Genomic DNA, 21378 nt, shown 5'->3' on the forward strand with positions numbered 1-21378 from the left:
AGCGTTGCCGCCTCGGAGCTGCTGTTCCGACACCGACGGCTTAAGGATTTCCGTTCGTTATCTTCAGAAAACAGGCGATCCATGCTCTCCCTTATGCATAAAAACGTCTCTGTGAGGCTGGCCTCAATCTCTTTCGCCGTCTTTCTGACTTATCTGACCGCCGGCCTGGCGCTGCCGGCAATCCCGCTGTTTGTCTATCAGGAGCTGGAGCTGAATAACGTGATGGTCGGCGTAGCAGTTGGCATTCAGTTCTTCGCTACGCTGCTGACGCGCGGCTATGCCGGAAAGCTGGCCGACCAGCGCGGCGCGAAGCGCTCGGTGCTGCAGGGAATGATCGCCTGTGCACTGGCAGGCGTCGCCTGCATGCTGGCGGCCACGCTACCCGTGCCGGTGATGGCGAAATTTACGCTGCTGGCGGCAGGAAGGCTGCTGCTGGGCTTTGGCGAAAGCCAGCTGCTGACCGGCAATCTCACCTGGGGAATGGGGCTGGCGGGAGCAACGCGCGCCGGTCAGGTCATCTCCTGGAACGGCATGGCTATTTACGGCGCGCTGGCCGCTGGCGCGCCGTTGGGACTGATGCTGTACCAGCGTTGGGGATTCGCCGGGATCGGCGTTGCCGCTCTGTTGCTGCCCGTTGTCGCGCTACTGTTTAACTTTTGGGTAAAGCCAGTGCCGATACATGGCGGCGAGCGGCCTTCGCTGTGGAAAGTAGTGGGGCAGATCCGCTCTCCCGGTATTGCGCTTGCCCTACAGGGAACGGGCTTCGCCGTTATCGGGACTTTTACCACGCTTTGGTTCACCAGCCAGCACTGGAGCAATGCCGGCTTCGCGCTGACCGCTTTTGGCCTCGCCTTTGTGCTGGTGCGCATCCTGTTCGGCTGGATGCCGGATCGCCTCGGCGGCGTGCGGGTGGCGTTGTTTTCGCTGGCGGTGGAAGCGGTCGGGCTGCTGCTGCTGGGGATGGCGACCAACGGCTGGCTGGCGCTGGCGGGCGCGGCGCTGACCGGCTGCGGCTGCTCGCTGGTATTCCCGGCGCTGGGCGTGGAAGTCGTTAAACGGGTTGCGCCGCAGGTTCGCGGCACGGCGCTGGGCGGCTTCTCGGCCTTTCAGGATATCGCCTACGGCGTCAGCGGCCCGCTTACCGGCATCCTCGCCACCTCGCTGGGCTACGGCTCCGTTTATCTTGCCGGCGCGGCCTGTGCGGCGTTGGGTATCGGCGTCACGCTTGGCTTTGCACGAAAGGGGTAAAAGGTCGCGAGCGATACAGGGCTGATTGTTATCGCCAAATACGTTAATCTTGCCGTTTCGTAGACCGCAGATAACACTCATGATGAAAAACCGGCTGACAATCAAGGATATCGCCCGACTGAGCGGCGTAGGGAAATCCACCGTTTCGCGCGTGCTGAACGGTGAGCAGGGTGTCAGCCAGAAAACGCGAGAAAAAGTAGAAGCGGTTATCCACCAGCAGGATTTTACGCCTTCCAGATCGGCCCGCGCCATGCGTGAACAAAGCGACAGGGTCGTTGGCATTATCGTCTCGCGACTCGACTCGCCGGCGGAAAACCAGGCGCTCAGGGCTATGCTGCCGCTGTTTTATCAGCAGGGCTTCGACCCGGTGATAATGGAAAGCCAGTTCGACCCGGAGCAGGTGCAGGGACAGCTGCATATGCTGGCGCGACGCCACGTGGACGGCGTTATCCTGTTCGGCTTCAGCGGCCTGAGCGAAGGGATGCTCGACGGCTGGCAGCAGAAAATGGTGGTGATGGTGCGCAGCTACGCCGGTTTCTCATCGGTCTGCTATGACGACGCGGGCGCGGTCAATCTGCTGATGGATAAGCTTTATCAGCAGGGGCATCGCCATATCAGCTACCTGGGCGTACAGCAAAGCGACGCCACCACGGGAGCCTGTCGCTGGCAGGCCTATCTGGCGGCCTGTCGGCGGCTGGAGCTCAATGCGCTTGGCGAACTGGGCGAGTTAAGCTGGCAGCATGGTTTTGAGCGCGCGCGCGACGTGCTGACGCCGCAAACCACGGCGCTAATCTGCGCCTCGGACAGCATCGCGCTTGGCGCCAATAAATATCTGCAGCAGCAGCCTGGCCGCATCCAGGTTTGCGCCATCGGCAATACGCAGCTGGCGAGCTTCTTGTTCCCGGAAACGCTGGCCGTCGAATTTGGCTACGGCGAAGCGGGCACGCAGGCGGCCAGGCAATTGCTTGCCCAGCTAAACGGCGAAGCTGACATCACTCATTTTATCGTTCCGTGTCGCCTTTCCGGCGTTGAATAAGCATTATTCCCTCCGCTTTTGTGATCTTCTTTTAAAAATGGGAACGTTCCCTTTTTCTGCGGAAATATTTCCCGTTACACTCGGATAAATCAATAAGGCGCTGTGCCTGCAGTCAGTTTGAATAAAGGAAGCCAGAGTGTTATCAACAGGTTAATTATCTCTTCTTCAGCTTTCAGAATTAACGGCAAATAGTCTCTGATAAGAGTGCCGGGTTAAATATATTTTATTTTTTAATAAAAGGATTTCCCGTGGATAAAATAAAAGAAAACAGCGATCGGCTGATTGAGCTGGTCGGCGGCAAAAACAATATTGCCGCCCTTAGTCATTGTATTACCCGATTACGTTTTGTTCTTCACGATGCCAGCCTGGCGCAGCCCAAACTTATCGAAGCGCTGCCGATGGTGAAGGGCTGCTTTACCAATGCCGGCCAGTTCCAGGTGGTGATCGGAACTGAAGTCGGCGTCTGGTATCAGGCGCTACGGGCCGCCACAGGCGTTGGCGAAGCCAATAAAGAACAGGTCAAAGTCGCGGCGCGGCAAAATATGAAATGGTCCGAACGAGCGATATCCCATCTGGCTGAAATATTCTTCCCGCTGCTGCCGGCGTTAATATGCGGTGGTTTGCTGCTGGGCTTCCGCAATATTATCGGTGACGTGCCTTTTTCCAATGGGCAAACGCTGGCGCAGCAATCTCCGGCCTGGCAAACGCTCTATGATTTTTTATGGCTGCCGGGCGAAGCGATATTTATGTTTTTACCTGTAGCCGTTTGCTGGTCGACGGTGAAAAAAATGGGCGGCACGCCGGTATTGGGTATCGTGCTGGGCGTAACCCTGGTTTCTCCGCAGCTGATGAACTCTTATTTGCTGGGCCAGCAAATACCGGAAGCCTGGGATTTCGGCTGGTTCGTCATTGAAAAAGTCGGCTATCAGGCGCAGGTGATTCCGTCGGTGCTGGCCGGAATGGCATTGGCCTGGATAGAACTTCGCCTGAAAAAATGGGTACCGGACTATCTCTGGCTGGTAGTCGTGCCGGTCACCACTATCCTGCTGGGCGTCTTCCTCGCGCACGCGTTGATTGGGCCTTTTGGCCGCCTGATTGGCGATGGCGTCGCCTGGGGCGTGAAAGCCCTGATGACCGGCAGCTTCGCCCCCATCGGCGCCACGCTGTTCGGCTTCCTCTATGCGCCGCTGGTGATCACCGGCATTCATCAAACCACGCTGGCGATCGATCTACAGATGATCAACAGCATGGGCAGCACGCCGCTCTGGCCACTGATCGCGCTTTCCAACATCGCTCAGGCTTCCGCCGTGGTCGCGGTGATTATTATCAGCCGCAAAGCCAACGAGCGTGAAATCTCGGTGCCTGCGGCGATCTCCGCCTATCTGGGCGTCACTGAACCCGCCATGTACGGCATCAACCTGAAATACCGCTTCCCGATGCTCTGCGCCATGATCGGCTCCGCGCTGGCGGGCCTGCTCTGCGGCCTGACCGGCGTGCTGGCCAACAGTATCGGCGTCGGCGGCCTGCCGGGCATCTTATCCATACAGCCGCAGTTCTGGCTGACTTTTCTGGCAGCAATGCTGATAGCGATTGCGGTGCCGCTGCTGTTGACGCTGCTGGTGTGGCGTCATAAGGCCAAACGCGGCGAACTGCCCGCTTAACGCTTCAGGAACTACCGCAATGAATAAAGAACTTGCCTGGTGGCAAAACGGCGTTATCTACCAGATCTATCCAAAAAGTTTTCAGGACAGCAGCGGCGACGGACACGGCGATCTGAACGGCATTATCGTCCGGCTGGACTATCTGCGGCAGCTCGGCGTGGACGCGATCTGGCTGACGCCGGTTTATCTCTCGCCGCAAATTGATAACGGTTACGACGTGGCCGACTACTACGCCATCGATCCCGCCTACGGCACGATGGCCGACTTCGACAGGCTGGTGGCCGAAGCGCGTCGGCGCGGCATCCGTATCGTGATGGATATGGTGTTTAACCATACCTCGACCGCTCATCCCTGGTTTGTGGCTGCGCAGCATCCCGACAATCCTTACCGACAATTTTATATCTGGCGCGACGGCAGGGAAGGCGCGCCGCCGAACAACTGGCGCTCTAAGTTTGGCGGTTCAGCCTGGCAGTGGCACGAGGCGAGCGGGCAATATTATCTGCATCTGTTCGCCGCAGAGCAGGCCGATCTTAACTGGGCGCATCCGCCGGTGCGCGAAGAGTTGAAAAAGGTCTGTCGCTTCTGGGCGGCGAAGGGCGTCGACGGCCTGCGGCTGGACGTCACTAATCTTGTCTCCAAACATCCGCATCTGCCGGACGATGAAGAAGGCGACGGACGGCGTTTCTATACCGATGGCCCGGCGATCCACGACTACCTGCAGGAGATGAGCAGAGAGGTGTTTCAGCCGCTGGGCCTGATGACCGTAGGCGAAATGTCCTCCACCACGCTGGAAAATTGTCAGCGCTACGCCGCCAGCGACGGCAGCGAACTCTCAATGACGTTCAACTTTCATCACCTGAAAGTGGACTATCCCGGCGGCGACAAGTGGACGCTGGCCGCGCCCGATTTCGTCGAGCTGAAGCGCATTTTCAGCCACTGGCAGCGCGGGATGCACGGTCGCGCCTGGAACGCGCTGTTCTGGTGTAACCACGATCAGCCGCGCATTGTTTCGCGCTTTGGCGACGAAGGTGCGCTGCGCATCCCTTCGGCGAAGATGCTGGCGATGGTGCTGCACGGCATGCAGGGCACGCCCTATATCTATCAGGGTGAAGAGATCGGCATGACCAATCCGGGCTTTACCCGGATCGATCAATACCGCGATGTGGAAAGCCTGAATATCTATGCCGAACGGCGCGCCAGCGGCGCCAGCGAAGCGGAACTGCTTGCCGTGCTCGCCAGCAAATCGCGCGACAACGGCCGTACGCCGATGCAGTGGAGCGCGGAGGCAAACGCGGGCTTTACAACAGGTCAACCCTGGCTGAGCTGCGCAGCGAACTATCCGTCGGTAAACGCGCAGCAGGCCGTGGCCGATCCCGACTCTGTCTTTAATACCTATCGCCAGCTTATCGCCTTGCGCAAGCACTATCCGCTGCTGACCTTTGGCGACTACGAGGATCTCGATCCGTCGCACCCGCAGTTATGGAGCTATCTGCGGCGCTGGAACGGGCAGCAGCTTCTGGTTGTGGCCAATCTGAGCCGCGATCCGCTTCGCTGGCATCCCGCCGACATGCCGGCCAAAAGAAGCTGGCGCAGGTTGCTCAGCAACTACGGCGATGCGCCGCAGCAGCCTCAGAGCGTCATGCTGCGTCCTTTTGAGGCAATCTGGTGGCTAATGGAATAACCTTTCCGGTTTTTTTTTACTAAGGGAATAACTAAATGAAAAATAAGAACATACCTCTGGGCAAAACCTTACTCGCCGCCACGGTGGCCGTAGCCTTTTCCACGCCGGCGCTGGCGGTGGATTTTCACGGCTATGCGCGATCGGGCATCGGCTGGACAGGCAGCGGCGGCGAGCAGCAGTGCTTCCAGGCTACCGGCGCGGGCAGCAAATATCGTCTGGGCAACGAGTGCGAAACCTACGCGGAATTAAAGCTGGGTCATGAGGCGTGGAAAGAGGGCGACAAAAGCTTCTATTTCGATACCACGCTGGCCTACGCCGTCTCCCAGCGGTCCGATTTCGAAGCCGTTTCGCCAGGCTTCCGCGAGGTAAATATCACCGGCGTTAACCTGATCGACGCGCTGCCCGGCTCGACGCTGTGGGCGGGTAAACGTTTTTACCAGCGCCACGACGTCTTTATGACCGACTTCTTCTACTGGGATATTTCCGGGCCGGGCGCCGGACTGGAAAATGTCGATCTGGGCTTCGGCAAGCTGTCGTTCGCGGTTACCCGCAACAGCGAAGCGGGCGGCACTCAGGGCTATATCGATACGCAGCAGGATGAGCGGCCGACGGTTAACGATGTTTTTGACCTGCGCCTGGCCGGACTGCAGACCAATCCCGGCGGCAGTCTGGAGCTGGGCGTCGATTACGGTCGCGCCAACGTGCAGGATGGCTATCGACTGGCGGAGAACGCCAGCAAATCCGGCTGGATGCTGACCGCTATCCATACGCAAAACGTGACGGGCGGCAATAACAAGTTCGTGGTGCAGTACGCTACGGATTCCATGACTTCGCTGGGCAATGGCCGCAATGAAGGCGCGTCAGTGGACAACAACGGCTATATGCTTCGCGTGCTCGACCACGGCTTTGTGGATCTCAACGAGCGCTGGGGAATGATGTATATCGCGATGTACCAAAATAGCAATCGCGACAATAACAACGGCGCCGAATGGTATACGGCAGGCGTCAGCCCGATGTACAAGTGGACGCCGATAATGAGCACCGTGCTGGAAGCGGGCTATGACAATATCAAATCGCAGCGTACCGGCGAGCGCAACAGTCAGTATAAGGTGACGATCGCCCAGCAGTGGCAGGCTGGCGACAGCGTCTGGTCGCGTCCGGCGCTGCGCCTGTTCGCCACCTGGGCCAAATGGCAGGAAAAATGGGGTTATGCGGGCGCGAGCGATAGCGGTTACGATGCCGGACTGGCTTACAGCGACACCAGCCTGCGTACCTTCAGCCGCGGCAACAATGATGAGGTGACCGTCGGCGCGCAGATGGAAATCATGTGGTAAACCCGCCTGGTTAATCCGGCGCGGCGAAAAGCGCTGCCAGCTTCTCTACCGCGCCGACGATCTCCGCTGGCTGCAGGGCGGAAAACCCCAGCAGCCAGCCTTCCTGACGCGCCGCGCCGCGATACAAAGGCGACAGCCGCGGCAGCAGCAAACCCGCCCGCAAACCCTGTCGCGTTAATCTCTCTTCGCCGCCCTCCGGCAGCGTTACCGTCAACTGCAGGCCGTGCTGCTGGCTCAGCGGCCGCACTCTGTCGCCAATTTTAGCGGCAAGCGCCGACAGCAAAATGTCGCGTCGGCTGGCGTAAAGCCGGCGCATCAGCCTTAAATGCGCCTGAAAATGGCCGTTATCGATAAAATCCGCCGTGACCGCCTGCATCAGCTGCGCGCTGTGGCCATCCATTACGCTGCGCATTCGCTGGAAAGCTTCGGCCAGCACGGGCGGCACGACCAGATAAGCCAGCCGCAGGGAAGGAAACAGCGTTTTGGAAAAGGTGCCGAGATAGAGCACGCGTCCGGCTTTATCCAGCCCTTGCAGGGCGGGCGCGGGCTGCGCGCCGTAGTAAAATTCGCTGTCGTAATCATCCTCAATTATCCAGCTGCCTTGCGCGCGGGCAAACGCCAGCCACTGCAGGCGACGAGACAGGCTCATGGTGACGCCGGTAGGATACTGGTGCGAAGGCGTCAGGTAGATTAGCTTTGGCGCTGGCCGGTCAGCTATTTTCGCGCCCTGGTCGTCCAGCTCAAGCGTGCCGAGGGTCGCGCTCGCGCTGACAAAAGCGTGGTAAGCGCCGCTATAGCCCGGCTCTTCCAGCCAGATATCATCGCCCGGATCGCACAGCAGCATCGCCAGCATCTGCAAAGCCTGCTGCGAGCTGGTAAGAATAATGACCTGTCCGGCATCGCAGCGTACGCCGCGCGACTGCCCCAGATAGCGCGCGACCGCCTCGCGCAGTTCGGGCAGGCCCTGCGGCGCGCCGTAACCCATGAGCTTTTCCGGCGCGTGACGCAGGCGCTGCGTCGTCAGCCTGCGCCAGATATCGTGGGGAAAAGCGCGCAAATCGGGCGATCCTGCGGCGAAGGCCTGTGGAAAAAGCGGGTCGTCGCAGCCGCCGCTCGCGGCTATCTTGCCGCCGCGCAGGGAAAGCGTCGGCGCCGCAGCGGGCAACGCCTTCTTTACCGGCTGCGCCGTAGAGAGTCCGGTGGTCACAAAAGTGCCTCTGCCGCTTTGCCGCAGCAGGCAGCCTTCGCTTTCCAGCTGCGTATAGGCAGCTTCCACCGTCACTCTGGAGAGCGAAAGATCGGCGGCGAGCAGCCGCGAAGAGGGCAGCCGCTCGCCCTGGCGTAGCGTACCGTCGGTAATAAGCTGCCGTAAAGCCGCGCACAGTTTATCCCGCCGCGAACGGGCCTGCTGCGAGGCGAAAATCTGAATCAGGGGAACGCTGTTGAGCGGCATAGTGGTCTTATCGTCTGGCCGGAATGGGTATTATTTTTAAGGCCGTTTTACCCTATCATCAGGCCAACATTAAGCAAAGGAGTTCACGCTATGACTATTTCCGCCGTTTTACAGTTTCCGCCGCCCAATGCCATGCAAAGCGAGGCCTGGCTGAGCGCAAAGCTGGCTTACTATAGCGACGCCTGGGATCTGGCGCAGGATCTCGCCAACGGTGTCACCGATATTGCGGTGATCGATACCCGTTCGGCAGAGCAGTACCAGGCCGGGCATATTCCCGGCGCGATAAGCTTTCCTCATCGCACCATGAACGCTAAAACGCTGGCGCTGCTGGATAGCAGCAAGGTATATGTGACCTACTGCGACGGCATCGGCTGTAACGGCTCCACCAAAGGCGCATGGAAGCTGGCCGCAGCAGGCCTGCGGGTAAAAGAGCTGATTGGCGGACTGGATTTTTGGCTGCGCGACCGCCATCCGATCGCGCAGGGAGAAGAAGCGGGCGTCTGGCCGCTACAGGATTTGCAGGAATGCGGCTGCTGAACTCAGAGAAAAACCCACACCAGGAAAATAAACAGCAGCAGGGCGGCGAATGCGGTTACTGCCGGACGGGTCGCCAGCGGCCTTAGCGCCGGCGGCACATAGCCGGAAACAATCGGCTGCGGGTGGATTTCGCTGTCGGCCAGCGGCATCTCTTTCAGACGTTCGGCGCGGCGGGCGAAAAGCAGGTTGATCAAATCCTGCGCCTGCGCGGCGGTCAGGATCGCCTGCGGCGGCAGCTGAAAACGCTGCTGGCTGGCTTCCTCCAGCATACGCTGCTCGGCGTGATCGGAAGGCACTTTCAGCGAGGCGAGCAGCGAGTGCAGCGTCGGCGCAGGCTGTTGACTGAGCATCTGGCTAACCTGCAGATATTGCGTCAGCAGCGGGAACAGACGCGAAGGAATAGGGTCGCCGCTGTGCAGGTTGACCACTTTCAGTACGGAAGTCCACAGCTTAACCGGCTGCTCGCCGGTGACGGCGGCCAGTCGGGCGACCTGCTGATTAAGCGCGTGATGCTCGGCCGGCAGCAGCGAGCGATCGGTCACGCGATTCTGCTGCGGTTGCGGGATCGCCATCTCGCCGTTTTGCAGCATGGTCAGCACCTGACGCAGCTGATCGGGATTCAGGGAACTGAGCACGGTATGGCCAAACTGCTGGCGGATAAAGTCGCTGACCGCCTGACGGTTGTTGCCTGCGGGCAGCAGATCGCTCAGCTGCTGAAAAAGCTGGCGGGTCGCGTGAGTATTCTGCACCTGCGCCAGACGCGTATTCAGAAACTGTTCCGCCGCCGGGAAATGGCGAGCCAGCAGGCCAGCATCGTTTCTGACGCCCACTTCGTGGCGCAAACCGGCCCATAATTCCGGCGCTTTTAGTGAACTGAGCGACATGATTTTGACAATCAGCCTTTCCAGCGTGGTGCGCTGAGCGGGCGTAAGCGGCTGATCGCCCAGGCCGCTGCGGCTGGTATCAGCGGCACTCGCTCGTTCGCCGGGTAATGGCGTGCCGGGGCCATTAAGAGGTTGCATGGCAAAATCCTTAACTCAACACTGTCCGGAAAACGCCGGAAAAACGGGGATTGGCTATGATAACAATCCCGTTACGCGATAGGTAGTAGTGCCGGGCCGTCCGGCGGATTATTTTTCAGGAATCGGCCGCGGCGCGCGCGGTTTTGTCAGGCCGCAGCGGCGTGCGCAGCCGCTGCGCCAGGATAACGCCGCCTAAGGTGACGCCGCCGCCGATAAAGTGATAGCTGTGCAGCTGCTCATGCAGAAAAAGCACGGCGATCGCGGCGGTAAAAACAGGCGTAAGATTCATAAAAATCGAGGCGGTACTGGCGCCCATTCGCATTACGCCCTGAATCCATAAAAAAGGCGCAATCACCGAAGCCGGGATCGCGGCAAACAGCACCAGCGGCAAATTTTGCGCGTTCAGCGACACATCCTTCGCCAGTAAAAATCCCGGCAGCAGCAGCGCGACGCCGAAAACGATCTGCACATAAAGGCTTTGCCAGTTGGGTAGCGGGATCGCCCAGCGGCGAGTCAGCACGCCATAGAGCGCGTAGGAGGTGGAAGCGGCAAACATCATCAGCTCGCCCGCGCCCATGCCCTGGGTCAGCAGCCGCTCAGGATTGCCCTGGCTAATCAGCCACACCAGCCCGCTAAACGACAGCACGCTGCCGATAAGAATGCCCAGCGTCGGCGCCGCTTTCAGCACCGGAATGCTGATCAGCACCGTCAGCAGCGGAATAAGCGAAACCAGTATCCCCATCGAAAGCGCGCTGACGCTGTGCGCCGCGTAGTAGGCCAGGCTCTGATAAAGCACCATGCCGAGCAGACCGAGCGTCAGCAGTTTCCACCACAGCTGCCTGACCAGCGCGCGGTTGCGCCAGACCGCAGGCAGTACAAAAGGCGTCAATGCCATCAGCGCTATCAGCCAGCGATAGAAAGAGATCGCTGCGGGATCGATGGCGTTAGCCGAAACTTTGCTGACTATCGCGTTAAACGACCAGATCAGCACCGCCGTCAGCGGATAGAGAAAATTCATTTTTAGGCCTGTAGCAATCATAGAACGGCAGAAGTGTACCTCGCTTAGCGCAAATAAATAACTTTTCCTTCCTCGTGATCCCGGTTCAAAAAGCGACAAATCATTCCCGATCTTATGTATATTTTTTGTTATAAATACATAGTTAATGTTACATGAGTTATTAATGACATTGAATATCAACGAGATAAGAAAATCCTATGGCAAACCCAGGCTAAGGCTTTTACACGATTTTCATCAAAAGTCAGAATGAATTCAGGAAATGACAGTTTCATGACAGCGAAGCTGTGAAAGGGAATTCGTACAGGAGAAAGCGCTAAACATCCTCACCTCTTATGCGGGAATATCTATGAGTCACACACCAAACATGCAGTCTGCGCTCGGCAACGGGCTGACCAGCCGTCAGGTCACGATGATTTCCATTGCCGGTATTATCGGCGCAGGATTGTTTATCGGTTCCGCCAGTGCCATTGCTACTACCGGCCCGGCGATATTAATTTCTTATGCTCTTGCGGGCGTTCTGGTACTGCTTGTTATGCGGATGCTGGGCGAAATGGCGGTCGCGCAGCCCGATTCCGGCTCCTTTTCCACCTATGCTTCGCGGGCGCTTGGTCCCTGGGCGGGCTTTACCATCGGCTGGCTCTACTGGTGGTTCTGGGTGCTGGTAATCCCGGTTGAAGCGATCGCCGGCGCTAATATCCTCCACGCCGCTCTGCCTGCCGTCCCCGCCTGGCTTTACACGCTTGCCATTATGTTCCTGCTGACCGGCACCAATCTCTTTAACGTAAAAAATTTTGGCGAGTTTGAATTCTGGTTCTCTCTTATCAAGGTTGTCGCCATTATCGCTTTTATCGCCATCGGCGTGATGGCGGTCACGGGCTACTGGCCGCTGGCACGGCTTAGCGGCGTGTCGCGTCTCTGGGATCACGGCGGCTTTATGCCACACGGTGGCGGTGCGGTGCTTTCCGGCGTGCTGATCACTATCTTTTCTTTCTTTGGCGCGGAGATCATTACTATCGCTGCCGCCGAGTCGAAAGATCCGGGCCAGCAGATCCGTCGCTCAACCAATCTGGTGGTTTACCGTATTGCCTTGTTCTATCTGCTGTCGATTTTCCTGGTCGTCTCGCTGGTCGGCTGGAACGATCCACAACTGAAAGAACAGGGAACTTTTCAATACGTATTGAAAACGCTTAATCTGCCGGGCGCCGAAATTCTGGTCAGCGCGGTGGTGTTTATCGCCGTTTGTAGCTGCATGAACTCCGGGCTTTATACCGCTTCCCGCATGTTTTATTCGCTGGCGCAGCGCGGCGACGCGCCACAAGCCGGCACGCGCGTATCCGCTGGCGGCGTGCCGCGCGTCGCCGTGCTCTGTTCGACGCTGGCCGGTTTTGCCGGCTGTGTCGCCAACTATGCTTTCCCCGGCAAAGTGCTGGATTTTCTGCTGTCGTCCACCGGCGCCATCGCGCTGCTGGTCTATCTGACCATCGCCGTCTCTCAGCTGGTGATGCGCCACAGGCTGGAGCGCAGCGGTCAGCCGCCGGAATTTAAAATGTGGCTGTTTCCGTGGCTGACGCTCTTTACCATCGGCATTATCCTGCTGGTGCTGGGCTATATGTTTTTCTCACCGGCCTTTCGTTATGAAGCGCTGATGACCGGCGCGGTGACGGTTATCATCCTGATGTTAAGCTTCTTTGTAACCCGCAGACGCACGACGCAAAGCCGTGGTGCCTTGCGTCCTCAGCCGCGTGCCGTACAGACGATGCGATAAATCGGAGATCGGCTTTGTCGGCGACGGCGTCTCTTCCTGATTAACCAATCCAGTGCGCGCCTGCAGAAAAGCGGCGCGCATTTTGACTCGGCGTATTACTTAAGCCTAAAGTTAGCGGGATCAAACGCGGGCAGCTTCTCTGCCCGTACGGCCGTCATTCAAGGAGATTATGATGAAAACAAGGCTGGTTATTCTGCTTCTGACCCTGTTTCTCGGCGTGGGCAACACTTTTGCCGCCACGGTGCAGGAGGTTGATCAACGGCTCGATTCCCTGTTTGGCTCGCACCAGCCGTACCGCGACTTTTTTATGGATCTGCAGAAAGCGGTGGCGGCGAAGGATAAAGATAGAGTCGTTACGCTGGTCGCTTATCCGCTGAAAGTCGGCGTAAAAGGCAAAGAACATATTTTCCGGACGCCGGCAATGCTAAAAAAACGCTACGACAGCGTTTTCACTCCTGAATTAAGTCAAATCATCGTCAGTCAGAAATATGAAGAGCTTTTCGCCAGGGATCAGGGCGTGATGATGGGCGACGGCCAGCTCTGGTTTAGCGGCGTCTGCGCGGACAAAGCCTGTAAAAAGAGCCGCGTGCTGATAACCCGTATTAATCAATAAAGAATGTGATGCTTAAAGGCCTGAATTATTAGCGGCTCGCAGCCTGCCAACAAAATCCTTATCGCAATATGATCTACAAGCCGCCTGTCGGGCCAATCGGCCCGCCGCACCGCAGGCTTATCCCTTACGCCGCTTTATGGCAGAATAGCGCCCCTCACTGTTACCAGCAGGAACCCGATTGTGAAAATTCTCGTTGATGAAAATATGCCCTACGCATGCGAACTCTTCAGCCGTACCGGCGATGTAGTAGCCGTGCCGGGCCGTCCGGTACCGCAGGCCGAGCTGAATGACGCCGACGGGCTGATGGTACGTTCCGTCACTAAGGTTAATGCCGAACTGCTGAGCGGCAAACCGGTGAAGTTCGTCGGCACGGCCACCGCAGGCACCGATCATATTGATGAGGCTTTTCTGCGCGAGCAGGGCATTGCTTTCTCGGCCGCGCCCGGCTGCAACGCGATTGCCGTGGTTGAGTACGTTTTCTCCGCGCTGCTGATGCTGGCGGAGCGCGACGGTTTTGAGCTGAAGGATCGCACCGTTGGCATTGTCGGCGTTGGCAACGTCGGCGGCCGCTTGCAGGCTCGCCTCGAAGCGCTGGGTATCCGCACGCTGCTTTGCGATCCGCCGCGTGCCGATCGTGGCGACGAGGGCGATTTCCTGCCGCTTTCACAGCTGGTGGCCGAAGCCGATATCCTGACTTTTCATACGCCGCTGTTTAAACAGGGCGACTACAGAACGCTGCACCTGGCCGACGAGGCGCTGCTGCTGGCGCTTAAGCCTGACGCCATCCTGATCAACGCCTGCCGCGGGCCGGTAGTGGATAACCAGGCGCTGCTGAAGGTGCTGGAAACGCGCCACGATCTCAGCGTGGTGCTGGATGTCTGGGAGCCGGAGCCGGAACTCTCTCTGCCGCTGCTGGATAAAGTGGATATCGCCACCGCGCATATCGCTGGCTATACGCTGGAAGGGAAAGCGCGCGGCACCACGCAGGTATTTGAAGCCTGGACGCAGTTTTTAGGCAACCCGCAGCAGGTGGCGCTGGAAACGCTGCTACCCGCGCCGGAATTCGGCCTGGTAACGCTGCGCGGCGAGCTGGATCAGCCGACGCTGAAAAGGCTGGTGCATCTGGTGTATGATGTGCGCCGCGACGACGCGCCGCTGCGCAAAGTGGCCGCCGTACCGGGCGAGTTCGATCGCCTGCGCAAAAATTATCTGGAACGTCGCGAATGGTCTTCGCTGCGCGTGCAGTGCGATACCGAAAGCACCGCGAAGCTGCTGGCGAAGCTGGGCTTCAACGCGTTCTGGCAGGCAGGCTGCTGACAGATTCCTGCGCGAAGCGGGCTGCGAAAAATTCTGAATCGTCGGGCGGTGGCGTCACCGCCCTCTGTTTTTTATGTACATTATCTGGAGTAAACCAACATGTCTGACGGCTGGAATATTGCGCTACTGGGCGCGACAGGCGCAGTAGGGGGAGCAGTACTGGAACTACTGGCCGAGCGCCAGTTCCCGGTTGGTGAGCTGTATCTGCTGGCGAGCGAACGCAGCGCGGGCGAAAACCTGCGTTTTGAAGGCAGAACGCTGCTGGTCGGCAACGCCGGCGAATTTGACTGGTCGCAGGCGCAGCTGGCTATTTTCGCCGCCGGGCGCGAAGCTTCAACGTGCTATGCCGAAGAAGCCGCCAGCGCCGGCTGCCTGGTGATCGACACCAGCGATCTCTTCGCGCTGGAGCCGGACGTGCCGCTGGTGGTGCCGGACGTTAACCCGCAGGTGCTGGCCGATTACCGCAACCGCAACATCGTCAGCGTGGCCGACAGCGTCACCAGCCAGCTGCTGTGCGCGATCAAACCGCTGGTGGATCAGGCGGGACTGGGCCGTTTACAGGTCACCAGCCTGATTGCCGCTTCGGCGCACGGCAAAGCGGCCGTGGACTCGCTGGCGGGCGAAAGCGCGCGGCTGCTCAACGGCATGCCGGCGGAAGAGAACTTCTTCGGTCGCCAGCTGGCTTTCAATATGCTGCCGCTGCTGCCGGACGCTGAAGGCAGCGTGCTGCAGGAGCGCCGCCTGATCGACCAGGTGCGCAAAGTATTGCAGGACGAAGGTTTGCCGATCGCGGTTTCCACCGTACAGGCGCCGGTTTTCTACGGCAATGCGCAGATCGTGCATATCGAAAACCTGCGCCCGATGTCGGCGGAAGAGGCGCGAGAAGCGCTGATGCAGGCGGAAGATATCGCGCTCTCTGAGGAAAACGATTATCCGACGCAGGTCGGCGATGCTTCCGGCAATGCGCAGCTCAGCCTGGGCTGCGTGCGTAACGACTACGGCATTCCGGAGCTGCTGCAGTTCTGGTCGGTAGCGGACAACGTGCGCTTCGGCGGCGCGCTGATGGCGGTGAAGACTGCCGAGAAGCTGGTGCAGGAGTACTTCTGGTAATGTCAGCGGCAGAGACCTATAAGCTGGCGCTGGGCGTTGAATATGACGGTAGCCGCTACTATGGCTGGCAGCGGCAGCAGGAAGTCAGAAGCGTGCAGGAGAAGCTGGAAAAGGCGCTCTCTAAAGTAGCCAATCATCCGGTCGTGGTTTTCTGCGCCGGACGTACCGATGCGGGCGTCCACGGCACGGGGCAGGTGGTGCATTTCGAAACCACGTCGCTGCGTAAAGATGCTGCCTGGACGCTGGGCGTCAACGCCAACCTGCCGGACGATATCGCTGTGCGCTGGGTAAAGCCTGTGGCGGAGGATTTTCATGCCCGCTTCAGCGCGACCGCGCGGCGCTATCGCTACGTTATCTACAATCGTCGCCTGCGTCCGGCCATTTTGCATGGCGGCGTCACGCACTTTTACCATCCACTGGATGCGGAAAAAATGCATCGCGCGGGGCAGGCGCTGCTGGGCGAAAACGACTTTACCTCTTTTCGCGCGGTGCAGTGTCAGTCGCGCACGCCCTGGCGTAATGTGATGCACCTTAATGTCAGCCGTCACGGCGCTTATGTGGTGGTGGATATCAAAGCCAATGCTTTTGTGCACCATATGGTACGCAACATTGTCGGTAGCCTGATGGAAATAGGCTGTGGAAATCAGCAGGAAAGCTGGATGGCCGAGCTGCTGGCGGCAAAAGATCGCACGCTGGCGGCGGCGACGGCAAGAGCCGAAGGGCTTTATCTGGTCGCGGTCGATTACCCTGAACATTATGATTTACCACGTCCACCGATGGGACCGCTGTTCCTCGAGGATTAACGCATTAAGGAACCCAATATGGAAGTGATTCACACCGTCATCGACTTTATTCTGCACATTGATGTGCACCTGCAGGCGATGGTTGCGCAATACGGCGTCTGGATCTACGCCATTCTGTTTCTGATCCTGTTTTGCGAAACGGGTCTGGTGGTCACGCCTTTCCTGCCCGGCGATTCGCTGCTGTTCGTGGCCGGCGCGCTGGCGGCGATCCCGGACAGTGCGCTGAATGTGCATCTGATGGCGCTGCTGCTTTGCGTCGCGGCGATTGTTGGCGACGCGGTGAATTACACCATCGGCAGGCTGTTCGGCGACAAACTCTTCAGCAATCCGAACTCGAAGATTTTCCGCCGCAGCTACCTGGATAAAACCCACCAGTTTTACGAGCGTCACGGCGGCAAAACGATCATCCTGGCGCGTTTCGTGCCGATCGTACGCACCTTTGCGCCGTTCGTTGCCGGTATGGGGAAAATGTCCTATCGCCACTTCGCGCTGTTCAACGTAGTGGGCGGCATTCTTTGGGTCGTGCTGTTCTCCTATGCCGGTTATTTCTTCGGCAACTTGCCGGCGATTCAGCAAAACCTGCACTACCTGATTATCGCTATTATCCTGGTGTCCGTGCTGCCGGGTGTGGTGGAGGTGCTGCGCCATCGTCGCGCGGCGCGTCAGCAGAAGCCGCAATAACCGTTTTATCGCCCGCACGCCGGTAGCGGCGGCGGGCGCCTCCTCTTTCACCCATTTTTTCCGCCTTTTCCGTTTTTTTTATCTGTTTTCCTCCACGCTTTCACGCATTTCCTACATTTTGCCGTTAGGGTCGCAGATCGCCTCGCGAACGAGAAATAAACAGCCTGAAGTCCCGGCGTGCCGCGGCGTTAAAGAGAAAATCGCTCCCTTGACGAATAGGTAGCGCACCAGGCTGTTTTATGGTGTAATACCGCCTAATTCTCAGGCGATAATCTGTGTTAAGTATCTGATTTAGCACAACAAACAACATAACAGGTCATCAATGAGCTGGATTGAAAAAATTCTCAACAAGAGCACAATTACTCCATCGCGCAAAGCCAGCATTCCGGAAGGCGTGTGGACTAAATGCGACAGCTGCGGTCAGGTTCTCTACCGCGCCGAGCTGGAGCGTAATCTGGAAGTCTGCCCGAAGTGCGATCACCATATGCGTATGCATGGCCGCGATCGTCTGCACAGCCTGCTGGATGAAGGTTCGATGACCGAACTGGGCAGCGAGCTGGAGCCGAAAGATGTGCTCAAGTTCCGCGATTCCAAAAAGTATAAGGATCGTCTGGTCGCGGCGCAGAAAGACACCGGCGAAAAAGACGCGCTGATCGTAATGAAAGGCACGCTGCACGGTATGCCGGTTGTGGCGGCGGCTTTTGAGTTCGCCTTTATGGGCGGCTCTATGGGCTCCGTGGTTGGCGCGCGCTTTGTTCGCGCCGTTGAGCAGGCGCTGGAAGACAACTGCCCGCTGATCTGTTTCTCCGCTTCCGGCGGCGCGCGTATGCAGGAAGCGCTGATGTCGCTGATGCAGATGGCGAAAACCAGCGCCGCGCTGGCGAAAATGCAGGAGCGTGGACTGCCTTATATCTCCGTGCTGACCGACCCGACGATGGGCGGCGTTTCCGCCAGCTTCGCGATGCTGGGCGATCTGAATATCGCCGAGCCGAAAGCGCTGATCGGCTTCGCCGGCCCGCGCGTTATCGAGCAGACCGTGCGTGAAAAACTGCCGCCGGGCTTCCAGCGCAGCGAGTTCCTGATCGAGAAGGGCGCTATCGATATGATCGTGCGCCGTCCGGTGATGCGCTTCAAGCTGGCCAGCATTCTGGCGAAGATGATGAATCTGCCGGAACCGCAGGTAGAGCGCGTACAGGAAGTGGAAGAGGCGCCGCAAACCCCGGAAGCCTGACCGATGACCGAAAGGGCGCGCGTCGCCCTTTCACCAATGAACCGTAACTTGTGAACGGGATACATGGATAATCTTCCTCAAGCCACGTCGCCTCTGGTCACGTGGCTTCATTATCTTGAGAATCTGCATTCTCAGGCTATCGAACTGGGGCTGGCGCGCGTGCAGCGCGTCGCCGCGCATCTTGACCTGTTAAAACCCGCTCCGGTCGTCTTTACCGTCGCCGGCACCAACGGCAAAGGCACTACCTGCCGCACGCTGGAAACGCTGCTGATCGCCGCAGGCTATCGCGTTGGCGTCTACAGCTCGCCACATCTGGTGCGCTATACCGAACGCGTGCGCATTCAGGGCGAGGAACTGCCTGAATCCGACCATACCGCCTCTTTTGCCGATATCGAGCAGGGACGAGGCGACACTTCGCTGACCTATTTTGAATACGGCACGCTTTCCGCGCTCTGGCTGTTTAAGCGTGCGCAGTTAGACGTGGCGATCCTGGAAGTCGGCCTGGGCGGTCGTCTGGACGCGACCAATATCGTCGATGCCGACGTAGCGGTGATCACCAGCATCGCGCTCGATCACACCGACTGGCTTGGCCCGGATCGCGAGAGCATCGGCCGGGAAAAAGCGGGGGTGTTCCGTAGCGGCAAGCCCGCCGTGGTCGGCGAGCCCGATATGCCGCATACCATTGGCGAAGTGGCCGAGGCGTCAGGCGCGCGGCTGCTGAGGCGCGGCCATGACTGGTCTTACTGCGTCGGCGAAAACGACTGGAGCTTTACCGACGCGAAGGGGACGCTGAACGGTCTGCCTCTGCCGCAGGTGCCTTTACCCAACGCGGCTACCGCATTGGCCGCGCTGCGCGCTGCGCCGCTTAACGTGGCCGATGAAACGCTTTACGAGCTGGATAAGGCCGTTTTACCCGGTCGTTTCCAGACCGTTGCAGAGTCGCCGCGCATTATTCTGGACGTCGCGCATAACCCTCACGCGGCAGGTTATCTGGCCGGACGCCTGAGCGAGCTGCCGAAAAGCGGCAAGGTTCACGCGGTGGTCGGTATGCTGCATGACAAAGATATTGCCGGTACCCTGGCCTGCCTCGCGCCGCAGGTGGATTACTGGTACTGCGCGCCGCTGGCAGGGCCAAGAGGCGCGACGGCAGAACAGCTGCTGGCCCATCTGCCGGATGGCCAGGCTTGCTCCAGCGTCGCCGCGGCGTTTCACCAGGCGCGGCAACAGGCCGAAACGCAGGATATCGTGCTGGTGTGCGGCTCTTTCCACACCGTAGCGCAGGTAATGGAAACGATGGAAACGGAGAGTGGCAGTGGCAAGTAAGTTTCAGAATCGTTTAGTGGGAACGGTGATTATAGTGGCGCTGGGCGTGATTGTGCTGCCGGGCCTGCTGGACGGTAAGAAAAAGCATTACAAAGAGGAGTTCGCCGCCATTCCGCTGGTGCCCAGGCCTGGCGATCAGCAGGAGACGGAAATGGTGCCGCCGGTAACGCAGTCGCTACCGGCGCAGCCGCCGGAAGGCGCCGGCTCGGCGGTCGCGGGTGAAAACACCTCGCAGGCGGAAAGCGGCTCGACCGCGCCGCAGGCTGACAATCAGCCAACCGTGGTGTCGCCGCCGCCGGTAAGTCACGTAGAGACAAAGCCTGCGGAAAAACCCGTTGAGAAACCCAAACCGCAGCCGAAACCGGTAGAAAAGCCGAAGCAGGAACCGAAGCCGGTAGTGAAAACGGAACCTAAACCGGAAGCTAAGCCGGAAACCCGGCAGGAGAGCGCGCCGGCAGGGCAAGCCTGGGTCGTGCAGCTGGGCGCGTTGAAAAACGCAGCCAAGGTCAACGAGATTGTCGCCTCGCTGCGCCTTTCCGGCTATCGCGCCTATACGGTGCCGTCGACGCCGGTGCAGGGTGAAATCACCCGTATTTACGTCGGGCCGGACGCCTCGAAAGCGAAAATGCAGAGCGCGGTCGGCGAGCTGAAAGGCATTTCCGGTCTGAGCGGCGTGGTTAAGCCTTACAGCGCGCGTTAGGCGTTCGCTATCGTTGAAAAAGGCAGCGCCTTTCAGGCGCTGTCAGGCCGCCGCTTCAGCCGAAGCGGTGGCGTGTAAAATAAGTTAAAACAAACAGTTGCCGAGGCATTACGGCCAGCCTGTTTCACGCTTTTTCCCGCAGGCTCCGCGCCGTTTTTTTTCATGCCCGGTTTTCATCAGAACGGTTAAGGAAAAGGTACGCAAACGTTTTCTTTTTCTGTTAGAATTCGCCCCGAACTCAGGCTGCGTTCTGTGTTGCCCCGTGCCGCCGCGGTACGCGGCAGAAAAATGCAGCCTGATCAGAGGCACAGTCGCTGGAAGAGTTCATGGTCTGGATAGATTACGTCATTATTGCGGTTATTGGTTTTTCGGCTCTTGTCAGCCTGATCCGCGGGTTCGTTCGGGAAGCATTATCGCTCGTCACCTGGGGTTGCGCATTTTTTGTCGCCAGTCATTACTACTCCTTCCTTGCTGTCTGGTTCACAGGTTTTGAAGACGAACTGGTTCGAAATGGAATCGCCATCGCAGCCTTGTTTATCGCCACGCTAATTGTGGGCGCGATAGTCAACTATGTGATTGGTTCGCTGGTTGAAAAAACCGGCCTGTCGGGAACCGACAGGGTGTTGGGAGTCTGTTTCGGGGCATTACGCGGCGTACTGATTGTGTCGGCCATGCTGTTTTTCCTGGATACCTTCACCGGCTTTTCCAAAAGTCAGGACTGGCAACAGTCTCAGCTGATTCCCCAGTTTAGCTATATTATCAGGTGGTTTTTCGACTACCTGAAAAGCACGTCGAGTTTTTTACCCCGGTAATCGAGCCGGGGTTGCGGCTTATGAGGAAATGAC

19 protein-coding genes are annotated in these 21378 nt (G+C 58.6%); 16 read left to right on the forward strand and 3 right to left on the reverse strand.

Translation table 11 applies throughout. From position 1 onward, the window contains the following. Positions 1-81: 81 nt before the first annotated feature. The 5 genes from MKZ79_RS00350 (at position 82) to MKZ79_RS00370 (ending at position 6960) form a co-directional block, all read left to right on the forward strand. The gene (locus tag MKZ79_RS00350) at positions 82-1248 is read left to right on the forward strand and encodes an MFS transporter (RefSeq protein ID WP_336139123.1); all 1167 of its coding nucleotides are present in this window, start codon (positions 82-84) and stop codon (positions 1246-1248) included. 82 nt (positions 1249-1330) lie between these two features. After that, complete coding sequence (gene treR, locus MKZ79_RS00355; RefSeq protein ID WP_336141310.1) at positions 1331-2284, forward strand: trehalose operon repressor TreR; 954 nt, start codon at positions 1331-1333, stop codon at positions 2282-2284. A 248-nt stretch (positions 2285-2532) separates the two neighbouring features. Continuing rightward, positions 2533-3945, forward strand: a complete 1413-nt coding sequence (gene treB, locus MKZ79_RS00360; RefSeq protein ID WP_336139124.1) for a PTS trehalose transporter subunit IIBC — start codon at positions 2533-2535, stop codon at positions 3943-3945. A gap of 19 nt (positions 3946-3964) precedes the next feature. After that, on the forward strand, positions 3965-5626 hold the full coding sequence (gene treC, locus MKZ79_RS00365; protein WP_336139125.1) for an alpha,alpha-phosphotrehalase: 1662 nt from the start codon (positions 3965-3967) through the stop codon (positions 5624-5626). A 35-nt stretch (positions 5627-5661) separates the two neighbouring features. After that, positions 5662-6960, forward strand: a complete 1299-nt coding sequence (locus MKZ79_RS00370; RefSeq protein WP_336139126.1) for a maltoporin — start codon at positions 5662-5664, stop codon at positions 6958-6960. 10 nt (positions 6961-6970) lie between these two features. Here the strand turns inward: MKZ79_RS00370 and pdxR are convergent, their stop codons facing one another. Next, the gene (gene pdxR, locus MKZ79_RS00375) at positions 6971-8413 is read right to left on the reverse strand and encodes a MocR-like pyridoxine biosynthesis transcription factor PdxR (RefSeq protein WP_336139127.1); all 1443 of its coding nucleotides are present in this window, start codon (positions 8411-8413) and stop codon (positions 6971-6973) included. Between the two features lie 90 nt (positions 8414-8503). Between pdxR and MKZ79_RS00380 the strand changes: the two genes are divergently transcribed. Further along, a complete protein-coding gene (locus tag MKZ79_RS00380) occupies positions 8504-8950 on the forward strand; it encodes a rhodanese-like domain-containing protein (protein WP_336139128.1) in 447 nt (148 codons plus the stop codon). A 2-nt stretch (positions 8951-8952) separates the two neighbouring features. Here the strand turns inward: MKZ79_RS00380 and flk are convergent, their stop codons facing one another. Together flk and MKZ79_RS00390 are read right to left on the reverse strand one after the other, a co-directional pair. Next, complete coding sequence (flk, locus tag MKZ79_RS00385; protein WP_336139129.1) at positions 8953-9972, reverse strand: flagella biosynthesis regulator Flk; 1020 nt, start codon at positions 9970-9972, stop codon at positions 8953-8955. Between the two features lie 115 nt (positions 9973-10087). Further along, a complete protein-coding gene (locus MKZ79_RS00390) occupies positions 10088-10990 on the reverse strand; it encodes a DMT family transporter (protein ID WP_336139131.1) in 903 nt (300 codons plus the stop codon). 346 nt (positions 10991-11336) lie between these two features. Between MKZ79_RS00390 and MKZ79_RS00395 the strand changes: the two genes are divergently transcribed. The 10 genes from MKZ79_RS00395 to cvpA all read left to right on the forward strand — a co-directional run bounded on the left by MKZ79_RS00395 (position 11337) and on the right by cvpA (position 21345). Beyond that, on the forward strand, positions 11337-12755 hold the full coding sequence (locus MKZ79_RS00395; protein WP_336139132.1) for an amino acid permease: 1419 nt from the start codon (positions 11337-11339) through the stop codon (positions 12753-12755). A 169-nt stretch (positions 12756-12924) separates the two neighbouring features. Beyond that, a complete protein-coding gene (locus MKZ79_RS00400) occupies positions 12925-13368 on the forward strand; it encodes a hypothetical protein (RefSeq protein WP_336139133.1) in 444 nt (147 codons plus the stop codon). 180 nt (positions 13369-13548) lie between these two features. Continuing rightward, the gene (gene pdxB / locus MKZ79_RS00405) at positions 13549-14685 is read left to right on the forward strand and encodes a 4-phosphoerythronate dehydrogenase PdxB (protein WP_336139134.1); all 1137 of its coding nucleotides are present in this window, start codon (positions 13549-13551) and stop codon (positions 14683-14685) included. A 99-nt stretch (positions 14686-14784) separates the two neighbouring features. Next, the gene (locus MKZ79_RS00410) at positions 14785-15795 is read left to right on the forward strand and encodes an aspartate-semialdehyde dehydrogenase (RefSeq protein WP_336139136.1); all 1011 of its coding nucleotides are present in this window, start codon (positions 14785-14787) and stop codon (positions 15793-15795) included. Then, positions 15795-16598 carry a tRNA pseudouridine(38-40) synthase TruA gene (gene truA / locus MKZ79_RS00415; RefSeq protein WP_336139137.1) on the forward strand — a complete coding sequence of 268 codons (804 nt, stop codon included), beginning with the start codon at positions 15795-15797 and terminating at the stop codon, positions 16596-16598. The genes MKZ79_RS00410 and truA overlap by 1 nt, the downstream gene beginning before the upstream one ends. An 18-nt stretch (positions 16599-16616) precedes the next feature. Beyond that, on the forward strand, positions 16617-17279 hold the full coding sequence (locus MKZ79_RS00420; protein ID WP_336139139.1) for a DedA family protein: 663 nt from the start codon (positions 16617-16619) through the stop codon (positions 17277-17279). Positions 17280-17601: 322 nt separating this feature from the next. Beyond that, on the forward strand, positions 17602-18510 hold the full coding sequence (gene accD, locus MKZ79_RS00425; protein WP_336139140.1) for an acetyl-CoA carboxylase, carboxyltransferase subunit beta: 909 nt from the start codon (positions 17602-17604) through the stop codon (positions 18508-18510). A 63-nt stretch (positions 18511-18573) separates the two neighbouring features. Then, a complete protein-coding gene (gene folC, locus MKZ79_RS00430; RefSeq protein WP_336139141.1) occupies positions 18574-19833 on the forward strand; it encodes a bifunctional tetrahydrofolate synthase/dihydrofolate synthase in 1260 nt (419 codons plus the stop codon). Further along, positions 19823-20533, forward strand: coding sequence for a cell division protein DedD (gene dedD, locus MKZ79_RS00435; RefSeq protein ID WP_336139142.1), 711 nt, complete (start codon positions 19823-19825; stop codon positions 20531-20533). Before folC ends, dedD begins: the two co-directional genes overlap by 11 nt. Positions 20534-20859: 326 nt before the next feature. Beyond that, positions 20860-21345 carry a colicin V production protein gene (gene cvpA, locus MKZ79_RS00440; protein ID WP_336139143.1) on the forward strand — a complete coding sequence of 162 codons (486 nt, stop codon included), beginning with the start codon at positions 20860-20862 and terminating at the stop codon, positions 21343-21345. Positions 21346-21378: the final 33 nt, after the last annotated feature.

Origin of the sequence: Erwinia sp. CGal63, assembly GCF_037026505.1 — a bacterium.
In the GTDB taxonomy this organism is placed as follows: Bacteria; Pseudomonadota; Gammaproteobacteria; order Enterobacterales; family Enterobacteriaceae; genus Erwinia.

Excerpts from the sequence above, each read along its gene's own strand:
- MKZ79_RS00350 (WP_336139123.1), top strand. The coding sequence starts at position 82 with ATGCTCTCCCTTATGCATAAAAACGTCTCTGTGAGGCTGGCCTCAATC.
- treR (WP_336141310.1), top strand. The coding sequence starts at position 1,331 with ATGAAAAACCGGCTGACAATCAAGGATATCGCCCGACTGAGCGGCGTA.
- treC (WP_336139125.1), top strand. The coding sequence starts at position 3,965 with ATGAATAAAGAACTTGCCTGGTGGCAAAACGGCGTTATCTACCAGATC.
- MKZ79_RS00370 (WP_336139126.1), top strand. The coding sequence starts at position 5,662 with ATGAAAAATAAGAACATACCTCTGGGCAAAACCTTACTCGCCGCCACG.
- pdxR (WP_336139127.1), bottom strand. The coding sequence starts at position 8,413 with ATGCCGCTCAACAGCGTTCCCCTGATTCAGATTTTCGCCTCGCAGCAG.
- MKZ79_RS00380 (WP_336139128.1), top strand. The coding sequence starts at position 8,504 with ATGACTATTTCCGCCGTTTTACAGTTTCCGCCGCCCAATGCCATGCAA.
- flk (WP_336139129.1), bottom strand. The coding sequence starts at position 9,972 with ATGCAACCTCTTAATGGCCCCGGCACGCCATTACCCGGCGAACGAGCG.
- MKZ79_RS00390 (WP_336139131.1), bottom strand. The coding sequence starts at position 10,990 with ATGAATTTTCTCTATCCGCTGACGGCGGTGCTGATCTGGTCGTTTAAC.
- MKZ79_RS00395 (WP_336139132.1), top strand. The coding sequence starts at position 11,337 with ATGAGTCACACACCAAACATGCAGTCTGCGCTCGGCAACGGGCTGACC.
- MKZ79_RS00400 (WP_336139133.1), top strand. The coding sequence starts at position 12,925 with ATGATGAAAACAAGGCTGGTTATTCTGCTTCTGACCCTGTTTCTCGGC.
- MKZ79_RS00410 (WP_336139136.1), top strand. The coding sequence starts at position 14,785 with ATGTCTGACGGCTGGAATATTGCGCTACTGGGCGCGACAGGCGCAGTA.
- truA (WP_336139137.1), top strand. The coding sequence starts at position 15,795 with ATGTCAGCGGCAGAGACCTATAAGCTGGCGCTGGGCGTTGAATATGAC.
- MKZ79_RS00420 (WP_336139139.1), top strand. The coding sequence starts at position 16,617 with ATGGAAGTGATTCACACCGTCATCGACTTTATTCTGCACATTGATGTG.
- accD (WP_336139140.1), top strand. The coding sequence starts at position 17,602 with ATGAGCTGGATTGAAAAAATTCTCAACAAGAGCACAATTACTCCATCG.
- folC (WP_336139141.1), top strand. The coding sequence starts at position 18,574 with ATGGATAATCTTCCTCAAGCCACGTCGCCTCTGGTCACGTGGCTTCAT.
- cvpA (WP_336139143.1), top strand. The coding sequence starts at position 20,860 with ATGGTCTGGATAGATTACGTCATTATTGCGGTTATTGGTTTTTCGGCT.